The sequence below is a fragment of the Flavobacterium inviolabile genome (assembly GCF_013389455.1).
GTDB lineage: Bacteria > Bacteroidota > Bacteroidia > Flavobacteriales > Flavobacteriaceae > Flavobacterium > Flavobacterium inviolabile.
In genome coordinates this window covers 1,597,497-1,613,723 of record NZ_CP058278.1, presented here as the reverse complement: position 1 = coordinate 1,613,723, position 16,227 = coordinate 1,597,497, and the positions used below count along the sequence as shown (strand labels likewise).

The 16,227-nt window shown below is 33.6% G+C and carries 12 protein-coding genes; all 12 read right to left on the bottom strand.

Going from position 1 to position 16,227, the window contains the following annotated elements:
• Positions 1-131: 131 nt before the first annotated feature.
• Positions 132-1,946 carry an asparagine synthase (glutamine-hydrolyzing) gene (gene asnB, locus HW120_RS07080; RefSeq protein WP_177732574.1) on the bottom strand — a complete coding sequence of 605 codons (1,815 nt, stop codon included), beginning with the start codon at positions 1,944-1,946 and terminating at the stop codon, positions 132-134.
• Between the two features lie 36 nt (positions 1,947-1,982).
• On the bottom strand, positions 1,983-3,104 hold the full coding sequence (locus HW120_RS07075) for a glycosyltransferase (protein ID WP_177732570.1): 1,122 nt from the start codon (positions 3,102-3,104) through the stop codon (positions 1,983-1,985).
• 125 nt (positions 3,105-3,229) lie between these two features.
• The gene (locus HW120_RS07070) at positions 3,230-4,471 is read right to left on the bottom strand and encodes an EpsG family protein (protein ID WP_177732567.1); all 1,242 of its coding nucleotides are present in this window, start codon (positions 4,469-4,471) and stop codon (positions 3,230-3,232) included.
• A 121-nt stretch (positions 4,472-4,592) separates the two neighbouring features.
• Positions 4,593-5,681: a non-hydrolyzing UDP-N-acetylglucosamine 2-epimerase gene (gene wecB, locus HW120_RS07065; protein WP_177732565.1), complete on the bottom strand. Its 1,089-nt coding sequence runs from the start codon at positions 5,679-5,681 to the stop codon at positions 4,593-4,595.
• A 322-nt stretch (positions 5,682-6,003) separates the two neighbouring features.
• Positions 6,004-7,500 (bottom strand): oligosaccharide flippase family protein, encoded by a 1,497-nt coding sequence (locus HW120_RS07060; protein WP_177732562.1) that lies wholly within the window; start codon positions 7,498-7,500, stop codon positions 6,004-6,006.
• Between the two features lie 217 nt (positions 7,501-7,717).
• Positions 7,718-8,308, bottom strand: a complete 591-nt coding sequence (locus tag HW120_RS07055) for a serine O-acetyltransferase (protein WP_177732559.1) — start codon at positions 8,306-8,308, stop codon at positions 7,718-7,720.
• Between the two features lie 30 nt (positions 8,309-8,338).
• Positions 8,339-9,616: a nucleotide sugar dehydrogenase gene (locus HW120_RS07050; protein ID WP_273246386.1), complete on the bottom strand. Its 1,278-nt coding sequence runs from the start codon at positions 9,614-9,616 to the stop codon at positions 8,339-8,341.
• Positions 9,617-9,632: 16 nt separating this feature from the next.
• Positions 9,633-10,601, bottom strand: a complete 969-nt coding sequence (locus tag HW120_RS07045) for an SDR family oxidoreductase (RefSeq protein WP_177732556.1) — start codon at positions 10,599-10,601, stop codon at positions 9,633-9,635.
• Positions 10,602-10,684: 83 nt separating this feature from the next.
• Positions 10,685-11,194: an ArsR family transcriptional regulator gene (locus HW120_RS07040; protein ID WP_177732553.1), complete on the bottom strand. Its 510-nt coding sequence runs from the start codon at positions 11,192-11,194 to the stop codon at positions 10,685-10,687.
• 169 nt (positions 11,195-11,363) lie between these two features.
• On the bottom strand, positions 11,364-12,755 hold the full coding sequence (locus HW120_RS07035) for a UDP-glucose 6-dehydrogenase (protein ID WP_177732550.1): 1,392 nt from the start codon (positions 12,753-12,755) through the stop codon (positions 11,364-11,366).
• 145 nt (positions 12,756-12,900) lie between these two features.
• Entirely contained in the window at positions 12,901-13,773 is an 873-nt protein-coding gene (locus tag HW120_RS07030; RefSeq protein ID WP_177732547.1) for an ABC transporter permease, read from the bottom strand.
• A complete protein-coding gene (locus HW120_RS07025; RefSeq protein ID WP_177732544.1) occupies positions 13,773-16,223 on the bottom strand; it encodes an exopolysaccharide transport family protein in 2,451 nt (816 codons plus the stop codon). The genes HW120_RS07030 and HW120_RS07025 overlap by 1 nt, the downstream gene beginning before the upstream one ends.
• Positions 16,224-16,227 lie beyond the last annotated feature (4 nt).

The window sequence follows — 16,227 nt, the reverse complement described above, 5'->3', positions numbered from 1 at the left end:
ATTTTCATATTTCATAAAAATTTCGAACAGGAAACATCAGTAATCAAGGATAATCAATATTCTTTCACTTATAAAAACAGTGTATTCCTTATCCATTGATAAGCAACAACAATAAAAAATACTAATACGACCTAATTAGTTTTTGAACACAGACTAATATTATTATACTCAGACCATTTCGCAAGCATATATAACTTCCAGATGTTGGTTCCATTAATCTCCTTACCTTCCATATGATTATACAATTGTTCTTTGAATTTCTCAACATCCAGATTAGGTACGTTATTCAAAAATGAATCATTCAAACAATTTAAGATATCATCTTTTAGGTCATTTTTAATCCAATCATCTAATGGTATAGAAAATCCTCTTTTGGGCTGATTAAAAACGGAACTAGGTATATACTCTTCCAATATATCTCTCAAAATCTTTTTTCTCAGTGCTTTTTTATATCTAAAACTTACCGGTAACTTTCTAGCGAATTCAATTATTCTATAATCTAAAAAAGGACTTCTAACTTCTACGGCATAAGCCATGCTCGCTCTATCAACCTTAACATTACTATCATTTTCTAACCAAAGTTTAATATTTAGATCAGCAGCTCTTTGCATTTCATTTGAGGATAATTTTTTAAATATTGAGTAATATCTATTTATCCATGAATCATTCTTCACTAAATTCAAACTATTCACTGAAACAAAAACCCTTACTATAAAATCGTCAATATTCCTGATTAAAAGCCACTCTTTAAATTTTGATTTTTTATTTATTATTAAAAGCCCCAGTAAACTTCTAATAAAGTAGGGGATTCTAAAAAAAACTGTAGCTTTTCTGATGCTTTCAAAATAGTTATATCCTAAAAAACTTTCATCTCCACCATCACCAGATAAAGCGACTGTAACTCCTTTTTTTGTAACTGAATTCAATAACAATGAAGGCAGAGCTGAACTATCAGCAAAAGGTTCATCATAAACTTCTTGAAATTTCGGCAGTAATTTTAATGCATCATTTGCATTACAAAATGTAGTTTTATGATTTGTATCTAAAATTTTTGAAAACTCTTCTGCTATTTTACTTTCATCAAACTTCGGATCATTAAATCCAATAGTAAATGTATTTATCTTTTCTGCAGATATTTTAGACGCAATAGCAGTAACCAACGCTGAATCTATCCCCCCTGAAAGAAACGTCCCTAATGGAACATCTGAATCCATCCTTATTCTTACGGCATCAATCAATAATTTGTGTAATTCTTCTTTAGCATCCTCATACGAAATATCTCTAGCCGTAACTGGTTCCAAATCCCAATATTCAGAAATACTCATTGATTGGGCCACTAAATCAACTTCGATAAATTTCCCAGGACTTAACTTGAATACATTTTTCAAAATTGAATAGGGAGAAGGCACATAACCACAATCTAAATAAATTGAAATCGCTTCATCCGATACTACACTCTCTGAATTCATTAGAGGTTTTAATTGGCTACAAATTTCAAAAAAACCATCTTTCCAATAATAATAAAATGGCTTTACACCAAGTCGGTCTCTTGCACAAAAAACTTTTTCATTTTCAATATCATAAATCGCAAATGCAAACATTCCATTAATCTTTGGTAAAAGATCTTTACCCCATGCTGCATATCCCTTTACTAAAACTTCTGTATCACCAGTCGTTTCAAAAGAGTAGCCTAAAGTTTTCAATTCATCCCTGATATCCTGAAAATTATATATTTCCCCATTAAAAACGATAATATATTTATCATAAAAAAATGGCTGATTTGAACGAACATCCAAATCGACAATAGCCAATCTTAGATGACCTAAAGAAATATTCCCTTCTTTTAAGTACCCTAAATTATCAGGTCCTCTAAACTTTATTAAGTTAAGTTTGTCCAACACTTCTTCCTTTTCATAAGGAATGTTAGTTATATATATACCACACATTATTATTATTTTTACACTATAATATAATCCTAAAGACTACTTTAATAAATCACCGGAACTAAGCGAAATAAACTTATTCGCTACGTTTCTGATATCATATTGATCAATATTATGCACTTCTAACTTTCCGCTGTAATCACCTTTCAGAAACCTCTCAATATTATCTTCATCAATTGCAAAAGACGATACTGACATTATGGGTCTTTTTGCTAAAGCATAGTCAATCAACTTGCTGGGAGACTGTACTGCATTTCCATTTTCAAAGTTTACTAAAAAATCAGCTTTAGCCAATTCTACTAATAATTCCTCTCTGGTTACATAATCTTTTATAATAAGTTTTTCTCCTAATTTACTTTTATAGGGTTCCAATATATCTTTTGATTGTGTATAAATGATAAATTTAAAATTAATTAACACCTTAGAAAGGTAATCCAGAAACACTCTAGGGTCTCTAACTCCCTGATAAAAAACACCTGAATAAATAAATGTAGGCACTTCATTATTAGGCTCTTTTGAATCTATACGCACTAAATCAAAATCAAAACCTTGTGGAATGACTTTAATTTTATCTCTAAAATCAGAATAATATGCAGATCTACCTTCTTCTATCGGAATCGTAATATAATCTACATTCCGACAAAACCACTTCTCAATATATTTAAAATAAAAAACCGGTGTTTCAATTGGATTCCCCATATAAGGGTCTCCACAATCTGCCACCCACAGTTTAGGGAACTTAATTCCCATTCGCGCTTTTGCCAATGCACATCCCCAATGAATAGGATGCGGATATGCGATGGATATCAACATATCTGTCCCTTTTTCTTTTTTAAGAATTTTAGTCATCTTAAACATGAACTCAATATTTGGAAACTCTAGCCAACGTCCTAATAAACGTCTTAAAATTTTATTTAGAAAAGTATCTTTACCAGAATTATCGCTATTCAAAGTTGCAAAAGTCATTTTTTCAATGTTTTTAACTTTGACATTATTTTTAGCTTCAAACACTGAATAATCATAATCCCCTAATACTCCATAGATAGTCACATCATGTCCTTGTTTACCAAACTCTTTGGCCAACTCTGTCGCCCTATTAGCTCTTGGAGATTGAAATGGAAAAATAGCACTTGCAATAATTATAATTTTTTTATTTTTCATTTTTATTAAAACATTTTACATCAAATCCTTTCATTTTAAATACACATAAAAGAAGTCTTTATTTATTTCTCAATTATGTAATCTATAATTATTAACAAGCATTTTATAATTTAAAAAACATACTTCTAAAACAAATATTCATAAACAATATAAAATGGACTTGAAATATAGAAATACACACCCGTAACCTTTAAATATAAAATAAGCTGTTCATAAATATTGAAAAAGAATGCCAGAGGAAAAAAGTAGAGTATATATTTATACCTGTTCTTTCCAAAATTGATTAGCCATATATAAGCTATTATTGGGTAAGACAATAAAAAGAATCTTCCTCCTAAAGACGGAATACTCATCGTAAAATTTGCAAAAGTTACTAATACTAATAAAAATTTATAAAGACTTTCCGTTTTAAAGTTTTCTTTAATTAATTTTTCATTCCTTATAAACAAATACACTAGTAAATTCATATAAGTAAATGATACGGTTTTGAAAATTTTAGCTATCCAAAAAAAACCTGTCCCCTGTGCACTTACCTTCTCAATCGTTTCTGCACTGGTATATGAATCTATTAATTTTACAAGAAAAATCGGTAAAAAACTTGTACTGTCTTTTGCCAATTGTAACGATATTGAAGAAAAAATAAAACTGAAGAAAAATAAAACAATAAAAATCCTATAAAATCTACTCAATAATATATAAACAAAAACAACAAAAATAAATATCCAATACGAGCCATGCATAAATGGAAGTAGTACCATCAATAATAAATATTGATATTTTTTATTTCTAAAAACCTGAAATACTATAAAAACGGCAACCCAAGCTGCTGTCCAAAACCGAACTCCATTGATATTAAAAATCTGATTTGTTAAAAATATATAAGCGAGAATATAAGACGATAAGTTATTTTTAAAATTCTCCTCTTCCGTTAAAAACCGAAACGTTTTTAATGCAAAAAAAGAAAAAACTATAGCAAAAACAGCAAACAAATAATGATAGTTATTTGTAAATCTAGAAACAAAAAAAGCTATCGTTTCATAATAATAATCTTTTCTTCCTTCATCAAAACTTAAAAAATCTTTTAAACCATCTATATATTCTAAATAATCTACACTTTGAAAAGACTCAAATTCTTCCCTGTAAAAAAAACTATCAAAATCATTCTCATTTCCACTTTGCCTTTCTACAGTAAAACTAATACCAAAACAGATTGCAGTTAGAAAGAAAATAACATACGAAGATTTGGTTTTTATATTTTTTAAAGAATATAAAAAACCGAAAATAGGACTAACTATAAAAAAAACAATTTTAATAAATTTATCTAAATTATTTTCTTTTACACTCCACGCTTTTTGCTTAGTACTCATTTAAACTCTATTATTAAATCTAAACAATTTACACTCTCGCCAATCGTCATATTCATTTTTTCAAAGTTTTACAAATATTAAAATCTTATCAGAGTTATTAAAAAAACTTAAAACCAGTGACTTACTGCAAATTTAAAAGACATTCAACTATCCTTTCTGCTGCCATTCCATCCCATTTTTCAGGAATTCCTCCTTTTTTCCACTTTCCATTTAGCAATTGTGATAATACCGGAAGTAAGGCTGATGGGTTAGTGCCTACCAATTCATTAGTACCTATAGTAATTGTTTCAGGTCGCTCTGTGTTATCTCTTAAAGTAATACATGGGATACCCATAACGGTTGTTTCTTCAGTGATTCCTCCTGAGTCAGTTATTACTGCTTTGGCATTTGCAACCAAATAATTGAATTCTAAATAACCCAAAGGGTCTATTATAAAAAGATTCTCAGCTTGTATTCCTAAATCACTAAAAATTTTGGCTGTTCTTGGATGTATTGGAAACAAAACTGGTAATCCAGCAACATTATTAACAATAGTTACTATTAGCTCTCTTAATTTTTCACCTTCATCTACATTGGCAGGGCGATGTAAAGTCATAACCAGATAATTATCTTTCTGTAACCCCAAGGTTGTAAAAACTGAGGGAGGTAAAAAGCGAGGTTTATTTACCAACAAAGTATCTATCATTACATTACCTACAAAAAAAATTGCTTCTTCTGAAACTCCCAATTTTCTCAAATTAGTATTAGCAATTTCCGATGTAGTAAAAAAATAATCTGTAATACTATCTGTAACCATACGATTTATTTCTTCCGGCATGGTTAAATCAAAAGAGCGAATTCCTGCTTCAACATGAGCTACTTTTATATTCACTTTTTTAGCAACAATACTACAGGCCATTGTTGATGTCACATCACCAACCACCAAAACCAAATCAACAGGGTTAATTAACAGTTCTTTTTCAAAAGCAATCATAATAGCTGCCGTTTGTTCTGCCTGACTGCCTCCTCCACATTCTAAATTAACATCAGGTTGTGGAATATTAAGCTCTCTAAAAAAAGTAGCACTCATTTTTTCATCAAAATGCTGCCCTGTATGCACTAATCGGAATGAGATATCTTTTCCTTTTTTTTGTGCATTCTGAATAGCATGTATTATAGGAGCAATTTTCATAAAATTTGGCCTTGCCCCAGCAATTAAGGTTATTTTCATTTTTTAAAGATTATTGTTATCAGATATACTTAGTAAATCATATTCATAAAACACATTATAAATATAAGTTTCAAAATCATTGTTTGTAATTTTTATGAGACAGATACAATTCTATAGTACCTTTTTAATCATATATATTTTTTCAATAGTAATTAACCATTAATAATTGAAGTAAAAGAAACCATAACAAGAATATCCCCTATCAATCCTAAAGATTTTTTGACTAAAAAATTTAAGACTCTGAATCCTCCACTACAAGGAAATCTAAATATTCAAAACATTGGACAAACATTCTCCTTTTCTGTTTGTACAATTAAATCTATTAACCATTTTTTTTAATTTTATTTATTAATGGATATAAAAATTCTAAATAATTCAATTTCAAAAAACGCCCTGTCATTAAAACTAATATCGCATACAATAGTCCTGCCACAATAAGATGCATTAAACTATTCTCAATGACAACAATCTTAAGAAAAAAAGTCACTGTAAACATAACAAGACATGTATGCAGTATTATTTTGAGCATCTGAAAAACAGGAAATAGTTCATATACTTTGATCTCTAATCTTTTACTCACATATACTAAAGCAATCATCACTTTTAATATTGATAATGATACCGAAAAAATTGCGAGTGAAATTGGGTTATTAAAAATGATCATGATTAAGTATCCGCCAATCCAAGCTAAAATTGCAATAAAGGCATGTAATCCGGAATAAAATTTAGTCGCTCCTAATGATAACATTAATGGAAAGAAAATTATTATATTAAAAAAATTAAGTATCATATTAATTCTGAAATATTTTCCGGACTCAAAATAAACATCAGAGTACATTATAACCATTACCTGCGTAGAAAAAAACATAAAAAAAACAACTATCGGATAGATAATCATTGCAGATTTGTTTAACACGCTTTTCCATGTAACTACTAATTCTTCAACGCCCTTATTTTCATGTATAACCCTTGAAAAAACAGGCATTAAAACTACTGAAGTACTTGTAGTTATCATAGATACGAGAGGCAATTCGATAAAACCATTCGAAAATTCGGCGAATACATTTGCTCCAAAAAAACGACTGATATAAAATTCATCAGCTGCTTTAATAGCTATACCCCAAAAACTTGCGAAAACGAGAGGCAAACTATATGCGAGAATCTCTTTAAGCTCCAATTTAGCTTCCTTCGATTCCACCCCTTTGAACGGTATTCCTTTAAAAAAATAAGTCATCACAAATATTATCAATGAAGCTATTAACCATCCATAAATTGCGATAATATAATTCGCATTAATCAAGATAACAGGAACAACTATAAAAACCAGCATCAATAATCTTGAAAGAGTATTATAAATTGCTAAAAATAAAGTTTTTTTATAGGTCGAAAAGATACCTTCAATACCTAATGTTGGTAATAATAACATTGGCATTGGCGAAAACACCTTCAATCCATACTCCAATCTTTCATTTTTTAAAAGATCCGCAATGCAACCTGAAAATAAAAATAAAAAAACCGAAAACAACACTCCTGCCAGAAACAACACCTTACTTATCTTCCATACAATTGCCTTGCCTTCATTTAAGTTATATCTAGGTAAAAAATAAGCATATACTCTTGGTAAACCTGCAGAAAAAACAATTAATAAAGTAGTATAAACATATAGTATTTGTTTATAAGTCCCATATTCTGCTTTATCCAGATATCTTGACAGAATTGCTGCACTTACAATAGAAAGCCCCAGGGTACTTAAACTACCTAATGCAACCCAAAAAACCTGTTCAGTATTACTTGTTTTAACATTAATACGATTTGACATTTAATAAATTTTAATTACAATTCTACATCAACAACTCTACTTATAATCCCTATTAAATAAAAGATAAAACATCGCTTTTATTTACAAATTACAATCAAAAAACAGAGTTTGATCTTCGTTATTACTCAATATGCTTTATAAATTTCATTCTTCTTTTTAAATTTAAATTATTATGAAGCTGACTCCATATAACTTCATTAATAAAACTAATGCTGTTTTATAAGGACAATCGATTATTTTTCCACCATACTGGAAACTGAGTATTAACAATTTTAGCCGGGGAACCTGCTATAACAACCCCTTCTTCAGTAAAACTCTTATTTACGGTTGAATTAGCCCCTATGGTTATATTGTTTACTATGGTTATATCCCCATACATTATGACCCCTGGTCCTATATATACATTGTCGCCAATTTCAGGAGCTTTTGAACTTCCCGAACTTGCTCCAATATTGACCCCAACATGTAAACGACAGTTTTTCCCAACCTTTGTCGCCGGATTGACAACTATAGTTCCATAATGTGGAATTGACAAACCTGGTCCAAATACATTTATCGGAATAGAAAACCCTAACTTAAGGGATATTCTCCTATAAGCTATCCTGACAAAAATGAGTTGTATCTTTCCAAACAGTCCTTGATTGGAATTTTTAAGATATTCATATTTGCGCATAAGTTTTATAAACTTCCAAATATAATTGGGAAATAAAAAAGCCTTGATTTGATACAAAAATCCTTTCCCATTGATACTTGAAGCCAATCTATCCTGCTCTAGATAGTAATTGTATTCTCTTTTTGTCGTAATCATATATTTGTTTAACTATTAGGTTTAACAAAATTATAACTTCCCATCCACTTCACCTTCCAGAACTCCTTTCACATCATACAACAGGCTGTTTTCCTTTAGCAAAGTATTCAGATTAGAATTTAAGAATTCCTTATGCGCTACTCCTAAAACGACTGCATCAAATTGCTGCGATGGTAATTCATTGCTGGTAACCAATCCATATTCGTGCTTCACCTCAGCCGGATTCGCCCAAGGATCATATATACTCACTTCAATACCATAATCGGCTAAAGCTGCTATAACATCAACAATCTTAGTATTACGTACATCAGGACAGTTTTCCTTGAACGTAATACCCATCATTAACAGTTTGGCTCCGTTTACCTGTATTCCTTTTTTAATCATCAGTTTTACCACCTGTGAGGCTACATATTCGCCCATACTGTCGTTCAAACGGCGACCGGCAAGGATAATTTCCGGGTGGTATCCTTTTTCCTGTGCTTTTTGCGCTAAATAATAAGGATCTACACCAATACAATGTCCGCCAACCAATCCTGGTCGGAAAGGTAAAAAGTTCCATTTTGTTCCGGCTGCTGTCAAAACTGCCTGGGTATCGATCTCCAGAATATTAAAAATCTTTGCCAGTTCGTTTACAAAAGCAATGTTGATATCACGCTGTGAGTTTTCAATTACTTTCGCTGCTTCTGCAACCTTTATAGTAGGTGCCAGATGCGTTCCGGCAATAATTACATTTTTATATAGTTCATCGACCTTTTGTCCGATTTCCAAAGTAGATCCTGAGGTTATCTTTAAGATTTTCTCTACTGTATGCTCCTTATCTCCCGGGTTAATACGCTCCGGCGAATAGCCTGCAAAAAAATCCACATTGAATTTCAGTCCGGACACTTTTTCCAGTACCGGTACGCATTCTTCTTCCGTTACTCCGGGATATACGGTTGACTCATAGATAACAATATCTCCTTTTTTCAGCACTTTACCCACCGTTTCACTGGCTTTATACAAAGGAGTAAGATCCGGTCTGTTGTGTTTATCAACAGGCGTAGGCACTGTAACAATAAAGTAATTACAATCTTTAATATCTTCTAAATCCGAAGAACAATACAACCCTTTTGAGTTGTGATTTTTGGCTACCAATACTCCTTTAAGTGTTTCACTATCCACTTCAAGCGTACTGTCCTGCCCCGAATTTAATTCAGCGATTCGTGCCTTATTAATATCAAAACCAACAACTGCATACTTTGTTGCAAATAATCTTGCCAATGGCAAGCCTACATAACCTAAACCTATAACTGCAATTTTATTATCCATTATAACTGATATTTTATTATTTTAAATTACTCCAATACCAAGAAACCGCTTCCTTAAGCCCTTCTCTGATTGAAAATTTCGGATTATAATCTAATTTTGTTTTTGCTTTTTCAATACTGGCCAGAGAATGCGGAATATCCCCAGCTCTGTTCGGTCCGTATACCACCTCAACATTGGCTATTTCCGGGTCGTACTCCGATAAAAATTCTTTCAGATACTGAATCAGCTGCTTTAAAGTCGTTCTGTCACCATAAGCCGTATTGTATACCGTATTAATGGCTTCCGGTGATTTTGTGGTCATTGCCAGCTCATTCATCTGAATCACATTATCGATATAGGTAAAGTCACGGGAATATTCTCCGTCACCATTTACAACAGGGCTTTCATGCTGCATAAACTGCATTACAAATTTTGGAATCACAGCTGCATAGGCACCATTTGGATCCTGTCTTCTTCCGAACACATTAAAATAGCGTAATCCTATCGTTTCCAGACCATACGTTTTGCTGAAAATATCTGCATAAAGCTCGTTTACATATTTTGTAATGGCATAAGGAGATAATGGTTTCCCGATCTTATCTTCCACTTTTGGCAAAGCTTCCGAATCCCCGTAAGTAGAAGAGCTCGCTGCATAAACAAATCGCTTTACACCTGCATCTCTTGAAGCAACCAACATATTTAAAAATCCGGATACATTTACTGCATTACTGGTAACAGGATCATTAATAGAACGCGGCACCGAGCCTAATGCTGCCTGATGCAGTACAAAATCCACATTTTCTACAGCTTTATGACAGGTCGCCAAATCCCTGATATCACCTTCAATTAAATTAAAATCAGGATTTTCCAGAAAAGGTGCAATATTATGGCGATGACCTGTTGCAAAATTATCCAGGCAGGTAACATGGTAGTTTTTACCTAAAAAGTACTCTACCAAATTTGAGCCTATAAATCCAGCCCCGCCAGTAATTAGTATTCTATCCATTATTTTTATTCGTTTAATTCCTATTAATTCAGTTCTACTTAACGCAATTTTACCCAAACAATTGCCTGCCCTGAAAACAAAATTTACAATTCGTTTCCAAACAGCAACAACCCTTCTTCCCTATAATCTTTGGAAAGTATAAATTTCACTTTTCGCTTTATTTCTCCTTCTATCTTAAATGCCAATTGCTCAACATATTCCTCATTCAGCACTTCCCCCACAATAACTACTTCTATCGTTCCGGAATCCCTTCCTTCGGCATAATCGCCTACCAGATAAACTTTTTGAACTTCTCCCATCCGTTCCAGAATTGTAGCCACGATGGTATCCAGTCCGATGGTCTTCCGCACCACGCTTTGCAGTAATAAAAACAGCGGGTGTTTGATGTTGGCCCTGTAAGAAATAGTATTCCGGATCGCTTCCTTTTCCAGATAACCGGCCTCAGAAAGGTTATTCAGTTCTTTTCGTATCGCATTGGTCGATTCACTGAATTCTTCGGCCAAACCGCGTAAATGTCCCTGATTTGCTGCGTTAATAAAAAACTTAACAAGCAATCTTAACCGGGTTTTCGAAGTAATTAATGATTCTAACATAACAGCAATTGTGAGCAACAAAAGTACTCGTTATTTTTTAACAAAACCAATTTCTTAAAATTTTTATACTACTTTTCTATATATCAATAAAATACACCAATATCATAACATCAAAAAAGCCTTTCTTTTAGTTAAAAGAAAGGCTTTTTTAATAGGCGCTATAGTATTTTTAGGAACCTATTCCCTGATATATAAATCCTATCCGGGTTAATTTTTCCTTGTCAAGAAGGTTTCTTCCGTCAAAAATAAATGCCGGCTTTAACATATTATCATAAATGCGCTGCCAGTCATACGTGTTAAATTCATCCCATTCCGTTAATATCGCAATAGCATGAGCACCATTGCAAACAGCATAAGGATCATTGTCAACCGTTAATCCGGCTCTGTTCATTGCTTCCGATCTTGTTTCCAGATAATCCAGATCAGAGAAAATCTGATCTTCCGATACCTTCGGATCGTAAACCGCAATTTCTGCGCGCTCGCTTAATAAATCATCAGCCACATATATTGCTGCAGATTCACGGGTATCATTTGTATCTTTTTTAAATGCCCAGCCCAGGAAAGCTATTTTTTTTCCGGAAACGGTGTTGTATAAGGTCTGGATAATGTTTTTACCAAATCGGCGTTTCTGATGGTCATTCATGATGATAACCTGTTCCCAATAATCTGCTACTTCATTTAATCCATACGATTTAGCAATATAAACCAGATTCAGTATGTCTTTCTGGAAGCAGGAACCTCCAAAACCAACAGATGATTTTAAGAACTTAGCCCCTATACGGCTGTCCATTCCAATTGCTCTTGCTACTTCATTTACATCAGCACCGGTTTTTTCACATAATTCCGACAGGGCATTAATAGAGGAAACCCGTTGTGCCAGAAAAGCATTAGCGGTTAGTTTTGACAATTCCGAAGACCATACATTAGTCGTCAAAATACGTTCTTCCGGAACCCAGTTAGCATAGATATCCACCAGCTGCTGAATTGCTTTTTGCCCTTCTGCTGTGGTATCACCACCAATCAGTACTCTGTCCGGAGATAATAAATCCACAACAGCTGTACCTTCTGCTAAAAATTCAGGATTGGATAAAATCTGGAATTGCACGCCATTTCCGGTGTGGTCTAAGATTTCTTTTATAGCACTTGCTGTACGAACCGGCAAGGTAGATTTTTCAACAACAATTTTATCATTCTTCGCAACTCTTGCAATTTGGCGGGCACACAATTCAATATATTTTAAATCGGCTGCCATTCCTTTCCCTACTCCATACGTTTTTGTAGGCGTGTTTACCGAAATAAAAATCATATCGGCTTCATCAATTGCTTTATCAACTTCTGTTGAGAAAAAAAGATTACGTCCTCTTGCCGAAGCTACGATTTCGCCTAAACCCGGTTCATAAATAGGAATATTATCAACATTCTCATCATTCCAGGCTGCAATTCTCTTTTCATTTAAATCCACAACAGTAACCTGGATATGAGGACATTTTTGAGCAATAACTGCCATCGTAGGTCCCCCTACATATCCTGCACCAATACAGCATATTTTTTTTATATTCATCTTAAAAAATTGTCAAGTATGTTTTTATAGTAATCCTCTTATTTTCCTTTCCATCCATTTTATCTGATTCAAAAATCCGGGCTTCAATAAGAGTGTACAAATATAGTTGAATGTGTTTAATTTTTCCGGATATCGGTTTTCCAAATTATATGGTATCAATAAAGCTTTTTTCTGTTCTGTTGAATATGGTTAACCCGATTAGAAAAAGAAGTAATGTACTTCCTGCGGAATAAGCCAATCCCAGAATAGTAAAGGTTCCTTTTCCCAGAAAAGAGTATTTAAAAAACTCAAAAATACTCGTGAGCGGATTAACATATACCAACCAGTCATAACCTGCCGGTAATTCTTTTATAACCTGAGAAGTGGGATAGATAACCGGTGTGATATACATATATAGCGAAACACCGAAGGAAACCACAAAAGTAAGATCCCGGTATTTCGTGGTAAGCGACGAAATGATCATCCCCAGTCCTAATGACATCAGCGCCATTACAATTAACAACAAGGGTGTAAACAGTATGGTCCATTGTGGAGCAATTGCAAAGCCTTTAAAAATATAATAGCCCAGAACGGCAATAAAAAGCAGGAACTGAATTCCGAATTTGAGCAAATTGGATATCGTAGTAGAAAGCGGCATGATTATTCTGGGAAAATATACTTTCCCGAAAATATTCTGATTGGTCTTAAAAGTATCGGAAGTGGTTTTAAAACATTCCGAAAAATAAAACCAAAGTGTATTTCCTGCTAAGGCAAATAAAAAATAAGGTATTCCGTCCGATTCTAATTTTGCGATCTTAAAAAAGACAATAAACTGGATAATTGAAGTAACCAAAGGCTGGATTAAAAACCAAAGCGGCCCTAAAATAGTTTGCTTATAATAGGTAACCACATCCCTTTTCACAAACATCATCAGCAAATCACGATATTGCCAGATCCCGGTAAAATCAAACGATAGTAATTTCGCTTTAGGAGTAATCTCATACAGCCATTTATCTTTCTCAGTATTTTCAGTTATCATTACTTCTTCTTAAAAATTTGTGTTTTGATTTTTTCCCAGAGTGTTTTTTCTTTTTCTGTTTCTACATAACCATTGGCATACGTTCCGTAGCCGTAGCCATAACCGTAGCCGTAACCATATTTTGCCTTGCTTTCATAACCGTTCAGCACGATACTGATATTATTCAATTCGCCTCTTCGGTGTTTTTCATTTACAATGGCCAGCATACCTTTCTTCGTGATATTCTGTCTGACCACATAAATAGTAGCATCACAATACTGTGCCAGTTCCAGAGCATCCGATACCAATCCAACCGGAGAAGTATCCAGAATAATGTAATCGTATATCGTTTTTAACTCCTCGATCATTTCCTTCATCGCCTGGCTGATAATGAGCTCCGCCGGGTTAGGCGGAATCGGCCCGGAAGTAATCACATCCAGATAAGGAACATGTGTGTGCTGAACGATTTCCCCGATTGTTTTTTGCCCGATCAGGTAGTTTACCACTCCTATATTATTTTCAATATTGAAATCTCCAAATATTCTTGGTTTTCTTAAATCAAGCCCGACAATAACCGTTTTCTTTTCACTTAAAGCAAAAACAGTCGCCATATTAATAGAGCAGAATGTTTTTCCTTCGCCTCCAACAGAAGAAGTCACCATTAAAGTCTTGGTACCGTCAACCTTTTGTTTTTTATATAAAAACTGAAGCGAAGAACGAATGGAACGGAAAGATTCCGACAGCGGTGATTTTGGCCTTTCAAAAACAGCCATATTGGTTTCGGTATTCTTCTTCCCGACAACTCCGATTATCGGAATGGAGGTTAATTTTTCAATATCTTCCGTATTGTGAATAGAAGTATCCAGCAGGGTAATTGCAAATGCGATTAAAAGCGGAATCAATATTCCCAACAGCAATGCCAGAATATAATTCACACTGGTTTTAGGACCAAGCAGGCCTCCGCCAACATCCTTAGCCGCATCAATAAATTCGATGTCGGACACATTGGAAGCTTTTACAATATCTGCCTCACTTCTTTTCTGAAGAAAAGTACTGTAAATATTATCATTCAAATCGTACTTTCTGGTAATTTTAAGCAATTCCTGCTGTTCTTCCGGCAGTTGTTTGATGGTGCTTTCTGCTTCTCCTATCCTTCTGTTAATAACTCCCAGGTCAATCTTTATAGCATTCTTTGCCGAGTTTATGTTTTCCAGCAATACTCTCTTGGTAGCATCCATCTGATTATCGAACTCTTCAAATATCTTCTGGCTTTTAACAGAATATGCCATTTCCGAACGCTCCCGCGAAAACTGAATCAGCTTGGCCACATTCATCACTATGTTGGGATCTTCAATACCGGCAACCGTTGGAGCCGGCAATTTCGAATAATCGGTACTGCTCACCAGATAATTACTAAGGGAATTATAGTAATTCATCTTTCTGGCTATAGCATCTTTCTCGATATCAAAGTCCGTCAGTTTTTCCGTCAGTTTTTCACCGCCACCCTGTAGCTGAAAAACATTCTTATCTTTTCTGAAATCCTTCAGTTCCTTTTCGGAGTTCTTTAACTGTCCTTCCATGGCAATTAAAGTACTGTCAATAAAGGCAATCGTATTTTTAGCAAACTGGTTTTTACTATCCAGCTGTTTTTTTCTCAGTACTTCTACGGTAGCATTTAAATAATCTACTAATCTTTTTTTGTTTGTTCCCTGTAAAGAAAGCCGGATTATAGACGCCGCTTTTGTATCGACTTCCACATTTAGTCCTTTATAGCCTCCTACAGTTGCATCAAAACTATTAAAACGGATATAATAATCGTTACCGGTATACATCCCGGGATTATCGGTGATGAATAATTTAAAATTTAAAAATGGCAGCTGAACCGTTTCTCCAACTTTGTATCGTTTCACAAAATTACCGGGAACTACGGCTACATTTTGAGTAGTATTTGCCGCATAATTAAATGTCGTTACCGAAGTTTCCCCAAAAGGGATTATTAACTCATATTCCTTTTCATTCAGAAACTTAATCTGAACCGGAATTCCTGCCAGTTGTCCTTTATTTTTATCAATCGCAATATAAAAAGGGACTTCTCCATAAACATCCTGAAAAGTGTATTCCCCTTGTTTAAGGTAATCAATGTAATACTGGAGTTTATCAACTACATACTCGTTATGGGTTCTTGATTTTAACGTATTGATAACCGTTTGTACCTTATCTGAAGTTCCGCCCCAATTAAAAACCAAACTGGTATTGGACGTAAAGAAAGGATTGTTTTCATCTTTTACCACTATGGAAGCTTCCATGCCATAGATTTTTTCCTTACGGATATTAACCTGATAGGCTATCGTGAAAGCAATGATTAAACTCACGATAAACCATTTCCAATAGCTGGCTATTTTTAAAAGAAAACCTTTAAAGTCAAAATTATTCTGATTTTCAAACAACGTGAAGTCCTTGGGATCCAGCATACGC